The sequence below is a fragment of the Micromonospora sp. NPDC051006 genome, from assembly GCF_044456245.1.
Lineage (GTDB): Bacteria > Actinomycetota > Actinomycetes > Mycobacteriales > Micromonosporaceae > Micromonospora.
The window spans coordinates 145213-162044 of the sequence record NZ_JBITFP010000010.1 but is presented as its reverse complement, the minus strand read 5'-3'; the positions used below and the strand labels follow the sequence as shown (position 1 = coordinate 162044).

Genomic DNA, 16832 nt, shown 5'->3' with positions numbered 1-16832 from the left:
CCGGGCGCCCTGCGCGTGTGCCAGCCCCGCAGTCACCACTGAAAGGCGAGCGATGAGCCGGACCGCCCGGATCGAGCGGATCACCAAGGAGACCAAGGTCCTCGTCGAGATCGACCTCGACGGCACCGGCGCCGCGGAGATCAGCACAGGGGTCGGCTTCTACGACCACATGCTGAACCAGATCGCCCGGCACGGCGGGGTCGACCTGACCGTGCGCACCGTCGGTGACCTGGAGATCGACGCGCATCACACGATGGAGGACACCGCGCTCGCCCTGGGCGCCGCCCTCGACCAGGCACTGGGTGACAAGGCCGGCATCCGGCGGTACGGGTCGGCCACCGTGCCGATGGACGAGGTGCTGGTCCGGGCCGCGGTCGACCTCTCCGGCCGGCCGTACGTGCTGCACGACGAGCCGCCGCTGGCTCCGTACATCGGGCCGGTCTACCCGACCAGCATGACCCGGCACATCTTCGAGTCGTTCGGTCAGGCGGCCCGGATCACCCTGCACGTCGACGTGCTGCGGGCGGCCCGGCCGGGTGGCCACCCGGACGCGCACCACGTGGTGGAGGCGCAGTTCAAGGCGGTCGCCCGGGCGCTGCGTGAGGCCGTCGCGATCGATGCGCGGTCGGCCGGCGCGGTGCCCAGCACGAAGGGAGCATTGTGATGAGCGCGGCGCTGCCGGTTCTGCTGCTGATCCTGGCCGGGGTGCTGGTGGGCGGCGTCTGGTCGCTGCACCGCCAGGGCGCCCCGCGCGGCGCGGTGCTGCTCACCGCGCTGCTCGCGGTGCTGGCCACCGTCGGTGGGGTGCTGTGGCTGCTGCCCGGGGAGGGCCAGTGAGCGACCGGAGGGAGGCGGCGGCGTGAGCGACGTGGTGGTGCTCGACTACGGCTCGGGCAACCTGCGGTCGGCCGAACGCGCGCTCGCGGCCGCCGGCGCGAGCGTACGGGTGACGGACGACCTGTCGGCCGCGGCCGCCGCCGACGGCCTGGTGGTGCCGGGCGTGGGCGCGTTCGCGGCGTGCATGGCCGGGATCGAGGCGCTCGGCGCCGGCCCGATGATCGCCGACCGGGTGGCCGCCGGCCGTCCGGTGCTCGGCATCTGCGTCGGCATGCAGGTGCTCTTCGAGCACGGCGACGAGCACGGGGTGGTGACCAAGGGGCTCGGCCTGCTGCCCGGCGGCGTCACGAAGCTGAGCGCACCCCGGCTGCCGCACATGGGTTGGAACACCGTCCGGGCGCCCGAGTCGTCGGTGCTCTTCGCCGGCCTGCCCGTCGACAGCCGGTTCTACTTCGTGCACTCCTACGGGGTGGGCGACCCGGGTGCGCTGACCGCGGCCGGCGCCACGGTCACCACCGCCCACCACGGGGCGGACTTCGTGGCCGCGGTCGAACGCGGCCCGCTCTCCGCCGCCCAGTTCCACCCGGAGAAGTCGGCCGACACCGGTGCCGCGCTGCTGCGCAACTGGCTGGCCGCGCTGTGATCGCCGGTGATTGAGTCGTCGGTGGCCGCGGCCGGGCGGGGGGCGGCGTGAGCAAGGAACGGGCCCGGCGCCGGGAGGCACGCGAAGCCGTACTGGCCCGGGAGCGCGCCGCGCGCCAGCGTCGGGTGGCCCGCCGGGAACGCCGCCGGGCGGTGCTCCGCCGGATCACGCCCCGGCTGCGTCGTGGCAGCGCGGGCCGGCTGGCCCGGCACAGTCGCGCCGAACGGGCCGCGATCGTGCTGCTCACCGCGGCTGCGCTGATCCTGATCTGGTCGTTCGTGGACGACCTGGCGCTCCGCCTCGCGCTGGTCGTGCTGCTGCTGCTCGTACTGCCGGCGATCGTCGTGATCGCCCTGGACCGTCGTACCTGACCGAGGAGAAGACGTTGAGCCTCACCCTGTTGCCTGCCGTGGACGTCGCCGACGGCCAGGCCGTCCGGCTCGTGCAGGGCGCCGCCGGCAGCGAGACCAGCTACGGAGATCCGATCGACGCGGCGCTGGCCTTTCAGCGCGACGGCGCCCAGTGGATCCACCTGGTCGACCTGGACGCCGCGTTCGGCCGGGGCACCAACGCCCACCTGCTCGCCGAGGTCGTCCGCCAGCTCGACGTCAAGGTGGAGCTCTCCGGCGGCATCCGCGACGACGAGTCGCTGCTCGCGGCGCTCGGCACCGGGGCGGCCCGGGTCAACATCGGCACCGCCGCCCTGGAGGACCCGGTCTGGTGCGACCGGGTGGTCGGGGAGTACGGCGACCGGGTGGCGATCGGGCTGGACGTGCGCGGCCGTACCCTCGCCGCCCGGGGCTGGACCCGCGAGGGCGGCGACCTGTTCGAGGTGCTGGAGCGGCTGGACAAGGCGGGCAGCGCCCGTTACGTGGTCACCGACATCACCAAGGACGGCACCATGCGCGGGCCCAACCTGGACCTGCTGCGCGAGGTGTGCGCCCGTACCGACGCGCCGGTGATCGCCTCCGGCGGCGTCTCCACCCTGGACGACCTGCGGGCCCTGGCCAGCCTGGAACCGCTCGGGGTGGAGGGCGTGATCACCGGCAAGGCGCTCTACGCGGGCGCCTTCACGGTGCGGCAGGCGCTCGACACGCTGGCCGCCGCGTGACGGTCACCCGGCTCGGCTCGGGCGGCCCGTGGGAGGCCACCTACGGCTACGCGCGGGTGGTCCGCGCCGGCGAGCTGGCCTGGACCGCCGGCTGCACCTCCACGGTGGACGGTCAGGTGGCCCACGTCGGGGACGCCGCGGCGCAGACCGCGCAGGCGCTGCGGATCGCCCTGGACGCGCTAGCCGAGGTCGGCGCGCAGCCGGGCGACGTGGTCCGCAGCCGGATGTACGTGACCGACCGCGGCCACGCCGACGAGGTGGGCCGGGCGCACAACGCGGTCTTCGGGGCGGTCCGCCCGGCGGCGACCCTGGTGGTGGTGGCCGGTCTGCTGGATCCGGAGCACCTGGTCGAGGTGGAGCTGGAGGCGTACCTCGGCGACCGCTGACCGGGCCGCCGCGAACCCGGTCCGGACGACGCGCCCCGGCCTGCCCGTACGGTCCTCGACCGGCTCGACGGGCGCTGCCAGACTGACCGGGTGAGCGGGACGGCCGTCGGTCGCGACAGCGTGGTCGGGGTCGCCCGCCGGTCGCTGGCCGAGGGCCGGCAGGTGCTCGTGGAGGGCCCGGCCGGGATCGGCAAGACGGTGGTGCTCCGGTCGCTGCTGGACGCTGCCACCGGCGACGGCTGGCTGACGCTGCGCTGCGCTCCGACCGAGGCCGAGCGGGCGCTGCCGTTCGCGGCGCTCGCCGATGTGCTGGCACCGCTTGCCGACCGGATGCCGGCGTTGTCGCCGCCGCAGCGCGCGGCGCTGGCCGGGGTGCTGCTGACCGGCGAGGTGACCGGGCCGGTCGACGAACGCGCCGTGGGCGTGGCCACCGGGGCGCTGCTCGACGTCGCGGCCGCCGACCCGGCCTGGCCCCGGGTGCTGGTGGCGGTCGACGACGCACCGTGGCTGGATCCGCCGAGCGAGCGCGCGTTGCGGTTCGCGCTGCGCCGGGTGGCACCGCGGGTCGCCGTGCTGGTGACCGCGCGCGCCGACCGGCCGGGCGCGGCGCCGGCCCCGCTCGGGCTGGATCAGCGGCCCACCGGCGGTCGTCTGGAGCGGGTGGCGCTCGGCCCGCTCGGCGTGGGGGCGCTGCACCACGTGCTGCGGGCGGAGACCGGGAAGGTGCTGCCCCGGCCGCTGTTGATCCGGATCGCCGCGGAGTCCGGGGGGAACCCGCTGCTCGCCGTGGAGCTGGCCCGGGCGGTGCTGCGGATGCCGCGGTTGCCGGCGCCGGGCGCCGACCTGCCGGCCGCGCCGTCGCTGCGGCAGCTGGTCGCCGAGCGGGTGGCGACCCTGCCGCCGCCGACCCGGCAGGCGATCCGCCTCGCCGCGCTCTCCGGCCTGCCCACGCTGGCCGGGCTGGCTCGGGCCGGGGTGGCGGCGGCCGACCTCGACGCGGCGGAGGAGGCCGGCCTGGTCGCGGTCACCGGGGAGCTGGTCGGCTTCACCCATCCGGTCTATGCCGCCGCCGTCCGGGCCGAGGTGCCGCCGGGGGTGCGTCACCGGCTGCACCGGCTGCTCGCCGACACCGCCGGGGATCCGGACGAGCGGGCCCGCCAGCTGGCCCGCTGCGCGTCCGCGCCCGACCCCGCGGCGGCGGCGGAGATCGCGGCGACGGCCGAACGGCAGCGGCAGCGGGGTGCGCCGGAGACCGCAGCCGGGCTGTACGACGCCGCGGCCCGGCTCACCCCGCCGGAGGCCGCCGAGCACGCGCGATGGCGGCTGGCCGCCGTGCAGTGCCGGTTCGACAGCGGCGACTATCCGGCCGCGAAGGCGACCGCCGAGCTGGCGGCCGAGCAGTTGACCGGTCCGGCACGGGCCGAGGCGCTGCTGCTGCGGGCGGTCGTCGCGTGGAGCTCCGACGAGCCGGGCGAGGCCGCCGAGAGCGCCGCCGAACGGGCCCTGGCCGTCGTCCCGGCCGGCTCGACGCTGGCCGGGCGGGTGCACGCCCATCTCGCCGTGTTCCGGGACGCCCCGGACCCGGCCCGCCGGCACGCGGAGCGGGCGGCCGCGCTGCTGGCGGAGAGCCCGGACGACCGCCCGGTGCACGCCGCGGCGTTGCTGTTGCTGCTGCTCAACGAGGTGCGCGCCGGGCTGCCGGCCCGTACCGAGCTGCTGGAGCAGGCGCTGGCGCAGGAGGGGGAGGAGCCGTCCTGGCTGGCCGGGACCGTCCCTGCCATCTGGTGGAAGTCGCTCGACGAGCACGGCCGGGCCCGGGAGCGTCTGCACCGGATGCTGGATCGGGCGGCCGCCCGGGGCGATGAACCGTCGCAGCACGAGCTGCTGTGCCACCTGGGTGAGACGGAGCTGCTCGCCGGGCGCTGGGCGGACGCCGCCGGGCACCTCGCCGCGGCCCGTGAGCTGGGTGAGCAGTACGGCGCCGACCTGGCCGGTGTGGCCTGGATGGAGGGACTGCTGCTGGCGTACCGGGGGCGGCTGACCGAGGCGAGCGCGGTCGCCGAGGAGGGGCTGCGTCGGGCCGCCGAGCTGGACGACCGTTGGCGGCGGCGGATCCACGCGCAGCTGGCCGGATTTGCGGCGTTGACCGGTGGACGGCTGCCGGAGGCCGCCCGGCACTACGGCGAGCTGGCCGCCATCGTGGACGAGATGGGCCTCGTCGAGCCGCTCGCCCAGCGCTTCGAGCCGGACTGGCTGGAGGCCTGCGTCGGGGCCGGTGACCTGGCCACCGCCGAGGCGGTGCTGGAGCGGCTGACCGTGCGGCACCGGCGGCTCGCCCGGCCGTGGACCACCCTGGGGCTGGCCCGCAGCCGGGTGCTGCTGGCCGGGGCGCTGGGTCGGGACGCCTCCGACGCGCTGGCCGAGCTGGCCGCCGCCCGGGCCACGGTGCCTCCCGACGTGCTGCCCCTGGACCGGGCCCGTTGTCTGCTGGTGGCCGGCGTCGCGCACCGGCGGGCCCGGCGGCGGCGGGCGGCCCGGGCGGCGCTGAGCGCGGCCGCGGCGGAGTTCGACGCGCTCGGCGCGGCGGCGCTGGCGGCCCGGGCCCGCGCCGAGGCGGAGCGCACCGGCGGCCGTTCCGCCGCCCCTGCGCAGTTGACCGGCACCGAGCTGGAGGTGGCTCGGCTCGCCGCGGCCGGTGGGACCAACCGGTCCATCGCCGACACGCTCTTCATCAGCCCGAAGACGGTCGAGGCCAACCTGGCTCGGGTCTACCGCAAGCTCGGGGTGGCCAGCCGGGCCGAGCTGGGCGCCGTGATGGCCCGCGGCGCGGGTGTCGACGGGTAGGGAAACACCCGATTACCCCGCCGTCGGGCCGACCTAGCGTCGACGCCTGGCCCCGCGACTCTTCGTCCTCGAACGCTACGACCGCGTTGCGGGGGAGTGGGCCGACGGGCTGGTCGAGGGGCTGGACACCGCGATCACCCGGCTGCGTGGCGCGGTGCGCATCCCGGCCGACGAGGTAGTGCTGGCCCTGGTCGAGGGGCCGGACGCGGAGACGGTGGCCGCGGCGGCCGCGGCGGCGGGCTGGCGGGTGGACCGGCTCGGTCCGGCCGAGTGGATCTACGCGCCGCAGGGCAGCCCGCCGTCGCCGGCGTGACCATTAGGTTGTGCACAACTTAGTTGTGCGATACCTTTCCCGGGTGACCGATGACCTGGTGCTGCGGGGGCAGGTGTGCTTCGCGCTCTACGCCGCGTCGCGTGCCATGACCGACGTCTACCGCGGCATCCTCGACCCCGTCGGGCTGACCTACCCGCAGTACCTGGTGCTGCTGGTGCTCTGGGAGCGCGACGGCGACACCACCACCGTCTCCGAGCTCGGCGCCGCGCTGCGGCTGGACTCCGGCACCCTCTCGCCGCTGCTCAAGCGGCTGGCGGGTGCCGGGCTGGTGGTCCGGCAACGCGCGGCCGATGACGAGCGGCGGGTCGAGGTCGGGCTGACCGACGCCGGTCGAGCCCTGCGGCAGCGGGTGGCCGACGTGCCGGCGCGGATCGCCCGGGCAACCGGGCTCTCCGTGCCGGAGCTGGTCGCCCTGCGCGACACCCTCAACCAGGTCACCGAGACCATCCACCGACAGAAGGAGCGCTGACCCCTCATGCAGGTTCTCTACACCGCCTCCGCCCGGGCCACCGGTGACGGCCGCGACGGCCAGGTCGCCACCTCCGACGGCACCTTCGACCTCGACCTCGCGGTGCCGAAGGAGATGGGCGGCGCCGGCGGCGCGGCCAACCCCGAGCAGCTCTTCGCCGCCGGTTACGCGGCCTGTTTCCACGGTGCCCTGCGGCTGGTCGCCCGGCGGGCCAAGGCCGACGTGACCGGCTCGGTCGTCGAGGCGGAGGTGGGCATCGGCCCGAACGGCGCCGGCGGCTTCGGGCTGACCGTGACGCTCGTGGTCGACCTGCCCACCGTCGAGCGCGCCACCGCCGAGCAGTTGGTGGAGCAGGCGCACCAGGTCTGCCCCTACTCCAACGCGACCCGCGGCAACATCGACGTCGCGCTCACCGTCCGGGCGGCGGCGTGAGCGGGCCGGTGAACCGGGAGATCCACCTGGCCGCCCGGCCGGACGGCTGGCCGACGGCGGAGAACTTCCGGCTGGTCGAGACGGAGGTGCCGAAGCCCGGGCCGGGCCAGCTCCTGGTCCGCAACCGCTTCATGTCCGTCGATCCGTACATGCGCGGACGGATGAACGACGTCAAGTCGTACGTGCCGCCGTTCGCGCTCGACGCGCCGCTCGACGGCGGCGCGCTCGGCGAGGTGGTGGCCAGCGAGGCCGACGGGTTCAGCCCCGGAGACGTGGTGCTGCACGGGCTGGGCTGGCGGGAGTACGCGCTGGTCGACGCCAGGTCCGCCCGGACCGTCGATCCGGAGCTGGCACCGCTGAGCGCCTACCTCAGCGTGCTCGGGATGACCGGGCTGACCGCGTACGCCGGGCTGCTGGAGGTGGCCGGGATGCGGCCGGGCGAGACGGTCTTCGTCTCGGCCGCCGCGGGCGCGGTGGGCAGCCTGGTCGGGCAGATCGCCAAGCTCAAGGGCGCCGCCCGGGTGGTCGGCAGCGCCGGCTCGGCGGCGAAGGTCGAGCGGCTGCGGGCGCTCGGCTTCGACGCCGCGTTCGACTACCACGACGGCCCGGTCCGCGACTCGCTGAAGGCCGCCGCACCGGAGGGCATCGACGTCTACTTCGACAACGTGGGCGGCGACCACCTGGAGGCGGCGATCTCGGCCATGCGCCTGCACGGCCGGGCGGCGATCTGCGGGATGATCGCCCAGTACAACGACACCGCCCCGCCAGCCGCGCCGCGCAACCTGGCGCTGCTCATCGGCAAGCGGCTCACCCTGCGCGGTTTCCTGGTGGGCGACCACGGCTCGCTGCGCGAGCAGTTCGTCCAGGAGATGTCCGGCTGGCTGCGCGAGGGCCGGGTCTCCTACGACGAGACCACCGTCGACGGCATCGAGAACGCCCCGGCGGCCTTCCTCGGCCTGCTGCGCGGCGAGAACCTGGGCAAGATGCTGGTCCGCCTCTGACCGGCCCGTTCGTAAACGTCGATCATGCAGTTGTGGTGGGGGATGAAGGTGGCAAACCGCCCCGGATCCGGCACCACAACTCCATGATCGACGGGCCGGGGCGGCGGGCGGGATAGGGTCGGGGCATGACGGTGGCGGTACGGGTCATCCCCTGTCTGGACGTGGACGCCGGACGGGTGGTCAAGGGCGTCAACTTCCTCGACCTGCGCGACGCCGGCGACCCGGTGGAGCTGGCCGCGGCCTACGACCGGGCCGGCGCGGACGAGTTGACCTTCCTCGACGTCACCGCCTCCAGCAGCGACCGCGGCACGATGCTCGACGTGGTGCGGCGCACCGCCGAGTCGGTCTTCATCCCACTCACCGTCGGCGGCGGGGTACGCCAGGTCGCCGACGTCGACACCCTGCTGCGGGCCGGGGCGGACAAGGTCGGGGTGAACACCGCCGCGATCGCCCGCCCGGAGCTGATCGCCGAGATCGCCGACCGGTTCGGCCGGCAGGTGCTGGTGCTCTCGCTCGACGTGCGGCGTGCGCCGGCCGGCGCCACCCCGAGCGGCTTCGAGCTGACCACGCACGGCGGCCGGCGGGGCACCGGGCTGGACGCGGTCGAGTGGGCCCGCCGCGGCGCCGAGTTGGGCGCCGGGGAGCTGCTGCTCAACTCGATGGACGCCGACGGCACCAAGGCCGGCTTCGACCTGGAGCTGATCGGCGCGGTGCGCCGGGTGGTGGACGTGCCGGTGGTGGCCAGTGGCGGCGCCGGCGAGGTGGCCCACTTTCCGCCGGCGATCGCCGCCGGGGCCGACGCGGTGCTCGCCGCCAGTGTCTTCCACTTCGGTGAGTTGACCGTCGCCGAGGTCAAGGACGCGCTGCGCCGGGACGGCCAGCCCGTCCGCTGACCGCCGGCCCCGGGCGGCTCAGTCCCGCCCGGAGTGTCCCTCCGGCGAGCGCCGCGGGGTGGGGATCGAGCGGACCACGTACTCCTGCACGGCCGCCGCGTGGTCGGCCTCGTCGAGCGTCCACTCGGCACTGCCCGGTGCGTGCCGCCGGCTCAACACCCCCTGCACGGTGTCCACGGTGGTCGCCAGTCCGGCGCTCGGCCGGCTGCGCCAGAGCCGCTCACCCTCGGCGGTGATCCGGAACCAGCCGTCGCTGACGCTCACCAACCCGGCCCCGGCCAACCGCTGGATCGCCGCCTCGACCTCGTGCCGTTCGGGAATCGACTGGTTGAGGTGATCGGCGGTGGAGAGCACGTCGGCCAGGCGTACGCCCTCGGGTCGCCGGCTGGCCGCGGCCCGGCGGTGCCGCCCGGCGCCGCTCGCGATGACCAACGACACGAAGATCCAGGCATCGCTCCGGCGCCATCCGCTCTCCCCCATGCAGAGATGATGCAGGCGCGTGTCGCGGAAGGGAACACCCGGCCACCCCCGACCCCGCCGGCAGCAGCCCGGTGTGCCCCTCGCCGAACGCTGCGTGGCTTCTCAGCCCGCCGGTTGCGCGGCCACCGGCCCGGCGGTGTCGACCTCCGGCTCGGCCACGGCGAACATCGGGATGAACAGCTGTGCCAGCGGGCCGATGCTGAGCGCGTAGGCGACCGTGCCGAGCCCGACGGTGCCGCCGAGCAGCCACCCCAGCGCCAGCACGGTGACCTCGATCACGGTCCGGACCAAGCGGATCGAACGGCCCGGTCGGCGGGCGACGTAGCCGGTCATCAGCCCGTCGCGCGGTCCGGGGCCGAGCCGGGCACCCAGGTAGAGCCCGGTGGCCGCGCCGTTGGCCACGATCCCGGTGACCAGCAGTCCGATCCGGACCCAGAGCGGACCGCCCGCCGGCAGCAGGGCCAGCGTGGCGTCCACCACCAGACCGATCACCACCACGTTGCTGACCGTGCCGAGCCCGGGGCGCTGTCGCAGCGGAATCCAGAGCAGCAGGACGAGGGCGCCGACCGCGATGGTCACCGTGCCGAACGAGAGCCCGGTGAGCCGGGACAGCCCCTGGTGGAACACGTCCCACGGGTCGAGGCCCAGCCCGGAGCGGATCATCAGGGCCATGGACACCCCGTAGAGACCCAGGCCCAGGTAGAGCTGGGTCAGCCGTCGCGCCGGCCGGTGCCGCAGATTGCCAATCGCTGCCATACATGCCAACCTAGGGGCCAATTCGCCGAGCGATAGAGCCAATCTCGCAGGAGTGGCCATGACGAGTCAGGTACGGGGCGTCCAATTGGCTCGGCTGCTCGGGCAGTGGCACGCCCTTCCCGGCCGCCGACGCAGCCCCGACTACGCCGCGCTCGCCGGCGCGGTCCGCGGGCTGCTCGCCGACGGCCGGCTGCCGCTGGGCGTCCGGCTGCCCGCCGAACGGGAGCTGGCCGAGGCGCTGCGGATCAGCCGGACCACGGTGACCGCCGCCTACCGGCAGCTGCGCGAGACCGGTCACCTCGCCAGCCGCCGTGGCGCCGGCAGCTGGACCATGCTGCCCGGCAACCACCGGGTGGCCAGCTCCGGGCTCTGGACCCCGCAGGACGACCTGGACATGATCGACCTCGGCTGCGCCGCGCTGGCCGCCCCGCCGCAGCTGGTGCCGGCCGCCCGCGCCGCCGCCGAGGACCTGCCCCGCTATCTCTGCGGCGCCGGCTACCACCCGACCGGGATCGTCGAGCTGCGCGAGGCGGTGGCCGCCGCGTACACCGAGCGGGGCCTGCCCACCTCGGCCGAGCAGATCATGGTCACCAGCGGCACCCAGCACGCCCTCGACCTGGTGCTGCGGCTCGCCCTCGCGCCGGGCGCCAGCGTCCTGGTGGAGTCGCCGACCTATCCGAACGCGCTGGCCGCGCTGGCCGCCCGGCGGGCCCGGATCGCCACCCACGGATTGGCCGCGGACGGCGCCGGCTGGGACGCCGACCTGCTGCTCGGCAGCCTGCGGCAGACTCGGCCGAAGCTGGCGTACCTGATCCCGGAGTTCCACAACCCCACCGGCCACCTGATGCCGACCGACCTGCGCGAGCGCGTGGTGGCCGCGGCCCACGCCGCCGGCACCGACCTGGTGGTCGACGAGTCCTTCGTGGAGCTGCCGCTGGATGGCACCGAGCTGCCCCCACCGACGGCGACCTTCGACCGGCACTCCCGGGTGATCTCCATCGGCGGGATGAGCAAGCCCTACTGGGGCGGCCTGCGGATCGGCTGGGTACGCGCCTCCGCCCCGCAGGTGCAGCGCCTCGCCGCGGCCCGGGTCGGGGTGGACATGGCCAGCCCGGTGCTGGACCAGTTGGTCGCGGTGCACCTGCTGGCCGACGGGCCGGCGATCGTGGCGGCCCGCCGGGCGCAGCTCGCCGCGCAGCGCGACGCCCTGCTCGGCGCCCTCGCCGATCGGTTGCCGGACTGGCGGGTCACCGTGCCGCGCGGCGGGGTGACGCTCTGGGCGGAGCTGGACGGGCCGATCTCCAGCGCGCTGGCCCGGGCCGCCGAGGAGGTCGGCGTACGGCTCGCGCCCGGTCCCCGGTTCGGGCTGGACGGGACGCTGGAGCGGTTCCTGCGGCTGCCCTTCACGCTGCCGGCGGGGGAGCTGGTGGAGGCGGTCGACCGGATCGCGACCGTCCGCTACGACCTGGACCGGGCCGCCCGGCCGCAGTGGCGGGAGCCCGCGGTCATCGCCTGACCCCGGCGCGGCGGCTGTCGCAGGGCCACGGCCGGGTCAGCCGGCTGTCAGACTGACCGCCGTGGCGGACAGCGGCACGGCGCGACGGGCGTCGCGGATGCGGGTGATGACCGAGGGCTCCACGGTCACCCCGCTGGAGCTCTTCTTCGACCTGGTCTTCGTCTACGCGCTCACCCAGGTGACCGCGCTGATGGCCGACGACCTCACCGGGCGGGGCCTCCTGCGCGGCCTGCTGGTGCTCGCGCTGCTCTGGTGGTGCTGGTGCTGCTACGCCTGGCTGGGCAACACGGTGCGCGCCGACGAGGGGCCGGTGCGGCTGGTGCTCTTCGCCGTGATGGCCACCATGTTCGTGGTCGCGGTGACCATCCCGGAGGCGTTCGACGACCTGCCCGGTGGGCTCTCCGGGCCGGTCGTCTTCGCCGCCTGCTATCTGACGGTCCGCGTCCTGCACCTGGTGATCTACTGGTACGCCGCCCGGGGCGATCGCGGTCTGCGCCGCCAACTGCTCCGCGCCGCCCTGCCGATGCTCGGCGGGGCGGTGCTGCTCTTCTCGGCCGCGCTGCTGCCGCAACGGATCGCCGACTCACCCGAGCAGGTCAACACTATCCGGACCGCGCTCTGGGTGTTCGCCCTCGCGGTGGACTACGTCGGCATCATGGCGATCGGCGCCCGGGGTTGGCGGATCTTCTCCGCCGCACACTGGACCGAACGGCACGGGCTGATCATCATCATCGCGCTCGGCGAATCGCTGGTGGCCATCGGCGTCGGGGTCACCGCGCTGCCCATCTCATGGCCGATCATCGTCGCGTCCGGGCTGGCCATCGCGATCACCGCCGCGCTCTGGTGGGCCTACTTCGACGTGGTGGCGATCGCGGCCGAGCGGGTGCTGCACCGGGCCGAGGGCGCTGCCCGCGCCGCCATCGGCCGCGACTCCTACACCTATCTGCACCTGCCGATGGTGGCCGGCATCATCCTGCTGGCCCTGGGCTTCAAGAAGGTCCTGGCGTACGTCGGCGACGGCACCGAGCACAAGCTGACCGACCCGCTGCACGGCCTTGGCCTGCTGGCCCTCTACGGCGGCGTGATCCTCTACCTGCTCGGCCACCTCGGCTTCCGGCTGCGCAACCTGGGCTCGGTCAACTTGCCCCGGCTGGTGACGCTGGCGGTGCTGGTGGTCCTGGTGCCGGTAGCCGACCGGCTGCCGGCGCTGGGCGCGCTCGGGCTGCTCGCCGCGGTCTGCGTCGGGATGGTCGTGGTCGAGGTCCGGCTCTTCGGCGAGGCGCGCCGCGCGCTGCGGACCAGCTTCCTCGACGAGCACGGGGCCGGTCCCGCACCCGGCAGCTCACCCGCGCCGGAGCTGCGCTGACGCGGCACCGGGTGGCCCGCCCGGAGAGGGCGGGCCACCGGCTCGGCGCGCTCAGAGCTCGGCGAGCGTGCCCTGGTACATCTTGTCGATCTCGGTCGAGAAGTTGCTCTCCACGCCGCGCCGCTTGATCTTCAGGGACGGGGTGATCTCACCGTCCTCGATGGTGAGGTCGCGCGGCAGGATGGTGACCTTCTTGATGGTCTCCCAGCGGTTGAGCTTGGCGTTGAGCTGGGCGACGTACTCCTCGACCATGGCCTGCGCCTCGGCCGAGGCCACCACCGTGGCGTAGTCGCGCCCCTCCAGCGGGGTGCCGGCGGCCCAACCCTTGATCGCGTCCGGATCCAGCGTGACCAGCATGGTGCAGTAGTTGCGGGCCTGGCCGATCACGATCGCCTGCGAGGTGTACGGGCAGATCGCCTTGAACATCCCCTCGATGTGCGAGGGCGCGATGTACTTGCCGCCGGACGTCTTGACCAGGTCCTTCTTCCGGTCGGTGATCCGCAGGTAGCCCTGGTCGTCCAGACTGCCGATGTCGCCGGTGCGGAAGAAGCCGTCCTCGGTGAACGCGGCGGCGGTCTCCGCGGGCAGGTTGTGGTAGCCGCGCATCACCGGTCGGCCGCGCAGCAGGATCTCGCCGTCGGTGTCGATCCGGCACTCCAGGTCGCCCATCGCCCGGCCGACCGTGCCGATCCGCAGCCCGTCCGGCGGGTTGACGAAGTTGCCGGCGCTGGTCTCGGTCAGGCCGTAGCCCTCCGAGATCGGCAGGTTGGCGGCGGCGAAGAAGGTGGCGATCTCCGGGCTGAGCGGTGCCGCGCCGGAGACCAGCACCCGCATCCGGCCGCCGAGCCGGGCCTGGATCTTGCTGAACACCAGCTTCTCGGCCAGCCCGTAGCGCAGCTTCAGCCCGGCCGGGAGCGGCTTGCCGGCCTGTTCCAGGGCGACCTTCTCCTTGCCGACGCGCACCGCCCAGGCGAAGATCTTCGCCTTCGCGCCGCCGGCGTCCTGCGCGGTGGTCACCGACTTGTTGTAGACCTTCTCGAAGACGCGGGGCGCGCCGCACATCAGCGTCGGCCGGATCACCCCGAGCAGGTCGACCAGCTTCTCCACCCGGCCGTCGACATAGGTGGGCAGACCGACGTGGGTCGCACCGCAGAGCAGCGTCTTGCCGAACGAGTGGGACAGCGGCAGCCAGAGGTACTGCAGGTCGTCGGGGCGCAGCAGGCCTAGCTCGGCCTGCGCGACGCCCTCCCAGACCCACCCGCCGTGCAGCAGCTCGACGCCCTTGGGGCGGCCGGTGGTGCCCGAGGTGTAGATCAGGGTGGCGAGGTGGTCCGGACCGATGCCCGCGACGATCATGTCGATCAGATCCGGCTCGGCGGTCAACGCCTGCTCACCGCGGCGCTCAAGCTCGGCCAGGGTGAGCTGGGGGATGGCGGCATTCGGGTCGGCGACGCCGTCGAAGAGCACCACGTGGGTCAGCGCGGGAAGCTCGGCGCCGGCGATCTTGGCGGCCTGGTCGGGGTTGTCCGCGAAGAGCACCCGCGACCCCGAGTCGGCGATGATGTAGGTCGCGTCCTCCGGCTCGGTGGTCGGGTAGACGGTCGTGGTCGCGCCCCCGGCACACATGATGCCGAGGTCCGCGATCACCCACTCCAGCCGGGTGGGCGCCAGGATCGCCACCGGTTCCTCGAGGCCGAGGCCGAGGCCGTGCAGCCCGGCGGCGACCGCCTTGGCGCGGTGCCCCACCTGTTGCCAGGTCAGCCAGACCGGGCCGGAGTCGTCGGCCGCGGGGTGGGCGAAGGCCTGGCGGTCGGGGGTTTCCGCCACGCGCTTGAGGAACATGTCGGGGATGGAGCGGTACGGTACATCGAGAGCCATCGCTGTGCCGCCTTCGGGGGTGTGGCGTGACGGTCGTCACGTCATGGTGGTTACCGCAGAGTATTGCGTGGCACCCGGCGACGGCTAGCCCGGGTGATCGTCCGACAGGCTCGTCCCAGCAGGCGGAACGGACTCCTCAGGCGTATCGGGCGGCGACCAGTGACCAGTCGTAGGTGGCCCGGATCCAGTTGCGGCGCGCGGTGAGCACCGGGCGGATCGCCTCGTCCCCGGTCGCCAGCAGCGCCGCCTCGCCGGCCAGGTACGCCGCCAGCGCCCCGTTGAACCGGTCCGCCGCCGCCAGCAGGGCCTCGGCCTCGCCCTGTCGGGTCTCCCGGGCGATCGCCGTGACCAGGTTGTGCCCGTCCGGGGCGACCCGCTCCTTCGCGTAGGAGAAGACGTCGTTGCACCAGCAGACCAGGTCCGCGGCGAGGGTGTCCACGGCGAGCAGCGCCGGTTCGGCCTGCGGCCCCGCGTCCGGCAGTCCGTCCAGGGCGAGGTCGGTCAGCGCGAAGCTGGGGTGCACCCCGCCGGTGTGTCGCCGCATCTGGACGTACTCGGCCACCCCGGGCGCCCGCCGGTGCTCGCGGTTCGCCGCCTCCCACAGCAGCGCCAGCAGGTAGTCGCGCAGCCGGCTGACGAACCGCAGCAGCAGCGCCGGGTGCCCGGCGGCCCGGACCCGGCGGCAGAGGTCATGCAGCGCGGCGCCGAGCGCGCCGGCGGCGGGCGGCGCGGCCCCCGCGTCGCCGTGCCGGTCAAGCACGTCCATCAGCCCGGCCACCACCGGCGCCAGGCGGGTGGGCGCGGAACCGAGGCCGTCCTCGTCGCAGGCGTCGTCCACCACGAAGAGCCAGGAGATCAGGTCGGTCAGCAGGCGGAGCCGGTCCAGCGGTGCTTCCGGGCAGGCGCGGCCCGCCAGCCCGGCGGCGTCCGCCCGGCGCAACCGGTCAAGCCGATGTCCGGATGTGATCAGCCCGAAGCTCTGCGCCCACGCGGTACTCTCTTCTGCCGCCAGATCGGTGCCGTGGTGGCGCGCCGCGAGGAAGGGGGGTTCCCGCAGCGCCGAGACCGCGAAGATCCGCATGGTGCCCCCAGTTTGTGCCGCGCCCCACGCGCGGCAGCGCGGAAAGCGTACGGGAGCAGAGATCGGTGTGGGTCGCTGGGTGCAAGATGCAGGACGGACATTGAGTGACCGTTCATGCACACTCAGTTAAAACCCCAGGTTGGTGCCCCGCAGTCGCTGCGCCGACGCCGTCGGCCCGTCCAGCTGGACCCGGGCGACCCGCTGCCTGCCGGAGAGGAACAACGTCAACTCGCCCGGCGCCCCGACCACCCGCAGCGGTTCGCCGCCCCGACCGACGGAGAGTTCGCCGTATCCGGGCGCCTGCACGAAGAGGTCGGCCGGAAACCGGCGCAGCGTCAGCCGGGCCAGCTGCGCGGCCCGCCGCCAGAGCGCGGACTGCAGGCCGGCGGGCAGGTCCCGGGGCAGCCACCCGGGCCGGGCCCGGCGCACGTCCTCGTGGTGGATGAAGAACTCCATCGTGTTCGCCGCCTCGTCGGTGAGCGGGTTGCTCACCGGACTCCAGACCGGCGGCCGGCGTACCTGTGCCACCAGCTCGGCGAACGGCCGGGCGGCGATCCGCCGGCGGACCCGCTCGGCGTGGCCGCGCAGCGGCGGGAGCACGATGCCGCCGGCGGCGTCCGGGCGGCGTTCCCGGAGGACCAGGTGTGCGGCGAGATCACGCGTCGACCATCCCTCGGCCACGGTCGGCGCGTCCGGCCCGACGGTCAGCAGGAGATCGGCCAGCGCCTCGCGCTCGGTTCGGGCGTACCGCGACATGGCCCGATGGTAGGCCCGCAAGCGCCGGCCGGCTCGCCGGCGCGGCCCG

At 74.6% G+C, this 16832-nt stretch carries 19 protein-coding genes; 14 read left to right on the top strand and 5 right to left on the bottom strand.

All coding sequences use genetic code 11. The features are described from left to right. Window positions 1-52: 52 nt before the first annotated feature. From hisB to hisF, 12 genes are all read left to right on the top strand, one after another. A complete protein-coding gene (hisB, locus tag ACIBBA_RS18035) occupies window positions 53-664 on the top strand; it encodes an imidazoleglycerol-phosphate dehydratase HisB (protein WP_396698506.1) in 612 nt (203 codons plus the stop codon). Beyond that, window positions 664-837: a hypothetical protein gene (locus tag ACIBBA_RS18030; protein WP_350872451.1), complete on the top strand. Its 174-nt coding sequence runs from the start codon at window positions 664-666 to the stop codon at window positions 835-837. Before hisB ends, ACIBBA_RS18030 begins: the two co-directional genes overlap by 1 nt. Before the next feature lie 22 nt (window positions 838-859). Continuing rightward, a complete protein-coding gene (hisH, locus tag ACIBBA_RS18025; RefSeq protein ID WP_396698504.1) occupies window positions 860-1480 on the top strand; it encodes an imidazole glycerol phosphate synthase subunit HisH in 621 nt (206 codons plus the stop codon). A gap of 47 nt (window positions 1481-1527) precedes the next feature. Next, a complete protein-coding gene (locus tag ACIBBA_RS18020; RefSeq protein WP_396698502.1) occupies window positions 1528-1851 on the top strand; it encodes a hypothetical protein in 324 nt (107 codons plus the stop codon). Window positions 1852-1865: 14 nt separating this feature from the next. Beyond that, window positions 1866-2591: a bifunctional 1-(5-phosphoribosyl)-5-((5-phosphoribosylamino)methylideneamino)imidazole-4-carboxamide isomerase/phosphoribosylanthranilate isomerase PriA gene (gene priA, locus ACIBBA_RS18015; protein WP_396698500.1), complete on the top strand. Its 726-nt coding sequence runs from the start codon at window positions 1866-1868 to the stop codon at window positions 2589-2591. Further along, the gene (locus tag ACIBBA_RS18010; RefSeq protein WP_396698498.1) at window positions 2588-2977 is read left to right on the top strand and encodes a RidA family protein; all 390 of its coding nucleotides are present in this window, start codon (window positions 2588-2590) and stop codon (window positions 2975-2977) included. Before priA ends, ACIBBA_RS18010 begins: the two co-directional genes overlap by 4 nt. 90 nt (window positions 2978-3067) lie before the next feature. Then, window positions 3068-5821 (top strand): LuxR C-terminal-related transcriptional regulator, encoded by a 2754-nt coding sequence (locus tag ACIBBA_RS18005; RefSeq protein ID WP_396698496.1) that lies wholly within the window; start codon window positions 3068-3070, stop codon window positions 5819-5821. 154 nt (window positions 5822-5975) lie between these two features. After that, window positions 5976-6134 carry a hypothetical protein gene (locus tag ACIBBA_RS18000; protein WP_396698494.1) on the top strand — a complete coding sequence of 53 codons (159 nt, stop codon included), beginning with the start codon at window positions 5976-5978 and terminating at the stop codon, window positions 6132-6134. A 43-nt stretch (window positions 6135-6177) separates the two neighbouring features. Then, window positions 6178-6624 carry a MarR family winged helix-turn-helix transcriptional regulator gene (locus ACIBBA_RS17995; RefSeq protein ID WP_396698492.1) on the top strand — a complete coding sequence of 149 codons (447 nt, stop codon included), beginning with the start codon at window positions 6178-6180 and terminating at the stop codon, window positions 6622-6624. Window positions 6625-6630: 6 nt separating this feature from the next. Beyond that, window positions 6631-7056, top strand: coding sequence for an organic hydroperoxide resistance protein (locus ACIBBA_RS17990; RefSeq protein ID WP_396698490.1), 426 nt, complete (start codon window positions 6631-6633; stop codon window positions 7054-7056). After that, window positions 7053-8057: an NADP-dependent oxidoreductase gene (locus ACIBBA_RS17985; protein WP_396698488.1), complete on the top strand. Its 1005-nt coding sequence runs from the start codon at window positions 7053-7055 to the stop codon at window positions 8055-8057. The genes ACIBBA_RS17990 and ACIBBA_RS17985 overlap by 4 nt, the downstream gene beginning before the upstream one ends. 125 nt (window positions 8058-8182) lie before the next feature. Continuing rightward, window positions 8183-8950: an imidazole glycerol phosphate synthase subunit HisF gene (gene hisF / locus ACIBBA_RS17980; protein WP_396698486.1), complete on the top strand. Its 768-nt coding sequence runs from the start codon at window positions 8183-8185 to the stop codon at window positions 8948-8950. An 18-nt stretch (window positions 8951-8968) separates the two neighbouring features. Here the strand turns inward: hisF and ACIBBA_RS17975 are convergent, their stop codons facing one another. Together ACIBBA_RS17975 and ACIBBA_RS17970 are read right to left on the bottom strand one after the other, a co-directional pair. After that, entirely contained in the window at window positions 8969-9430 is a 462-nt protein-coding gene (locus tag ACIBBA_RS17975) for a hypothetical protein (protein WP_350872472.1), read from the bottom strand. 102 nt (window positions 9431-9532) lie between these two features. Beyond that, window positions 9533-10186 carry a YitT family protein gene (locus ACIBBA_RS17970; RefSeq protein ID WP_396698484.1) on the bottom strand — a complete coding sequence of 218 codons (654 nt, stop codon included), beginning with the start codon at window positions 10184-10186 and terminating at the stop codon, window positions 9533-9535. A 58-nt stretch (window positions 10187-10244) separates the two neighbouring features. Between ACIBBA_RS17970 and ACIBBA_RS17965 the strand changes: the two genes are divergently transcribed. Both ACIBBA_RS17965 and ACIBBA_RS17960 read left to right on the top strand, forming a co-directional pair. After that, window positions 10245-11702 carry a PLP-dependent aminotransferase family protein gene (locus ACIBBA_RS17965; RefSeq protein ID WP_396698482.1) on the top strand — a complete coding sequence of 486 codons (1458 nt, stop codon included), beginning with the start codon at window positions 10245-10247 and terminating at the stop codon, window positions 11700-11702. 61 nt (window positions 11703-11763) lie between these two features. Then, window positions 11764-13068: a low temperature requirement protein A gene (locus ACIBBA_RS17960; RefSeq protein WP_396698480.1), complete on the top strand. Its 1305-nt coding sequence runs from the start codon at window positions 11764-11766 to the stop codon at window positions 13066-13068. 51 nt (window positions 13069-13119) lie between these two features. On the opposite strand, the gene ACIBBA_RS17955 is transcribed toward ACIBBA_RS17960, so the two are convergent. From ACIBBA_RS17955 to ACIBBA_RS17945, 3 genes are all read right to left on the bottom strand, one after another. Next, window positions 13120-14946: an AMP-dependent synthetase/ligase gene (locus ACIBBA_RS17955; RefSeq protein WP_396698478.1), complete on the bottom strand. Its 1827-nt coding sequence runs from the start codon at window positions 14944-14946 to the stop codon at window positions 13120-13122. A 136-nt stretch (window positions 14947-15082) separates the two neighbouring features. Then, the gene (locus ACIBBA_RS17950) at window positions 15083-16027 is read right to left on the bottom strand and encodes a terpene synthase family protein (protein WP_396698476.1); all 945 of its coding nucleotides are present in this window, start codon (window positions 16025-16027) and stop codon (window positions 15083-15085) included. A 126-nt stretch (window positions 16028-16153) separates the two neighbouring features. After that, complete coding sequence (locus tag ACIBBA_RS17945; protein ID WP_396698474.1) at window positions 16154-16783, bottom strand: TIGR03085 family metal-binding protein; 630 nt, start codon at window positions 16781-16783, stop codon at window positions 16154-16156. Window positions 16784-16832 lie beyond the last annotated feature (49 nt).